The 272-nt window shown below is 64.3% G+C and carries 1 protein-coding gene; it reads left to right on the top strand.

The window, feature by feature from the left end; translation table 11 throughout:
• A partial coding sequence (locus EOD29_RS31815) for a DNA topoisomerase (RefSeq protein ID WP_245475501.1) occupies window positions 1-272 on the top strand: 272 nt, incomplete at both ends.

The raw sequence follows: 272 nt of genomic DNA, 5'->3' as shown, positions 1-272 counted from the left end.
CTGCCGGGCGCGCGTTCGGCCGGCCGCGTCCAGTCGGTCGCGCTTCGTCTGGTTTGCGATCGCGAATCCGAAATCGAGCGCTTCATTTCGGAAGAGTACTGGAATATCTCGGCGCTGCTGAAGACGCCGCGCGGCGACGAATTTGAGGCAAGGCAGGTTTCGGCGCATGGCAAGCGGCTGCAGCCGCGGGCGATCGGCAACGGCGAGGATGCGGCCCGGCTGAAGGCATTGCTCGAAGGCGCCAGCTATATCGTCGATACGGTCGAGGCAAA

The organism is Mesorhizobium sp. M1A.T.Ca.IN.004.03.1.1 (genome assembly GCF_003997555.1).
Taxonomy (GTDB): Bacteria; Pseudomonadota; Alphaproteobacteria; order Rhizobiales; family Rhizobiaceae; genus Mesorhizobium.
Note: the sequence above shows the minus strand (reverse complement) of the source record. Positions and strands in the feature narration are given on the sequence as shown.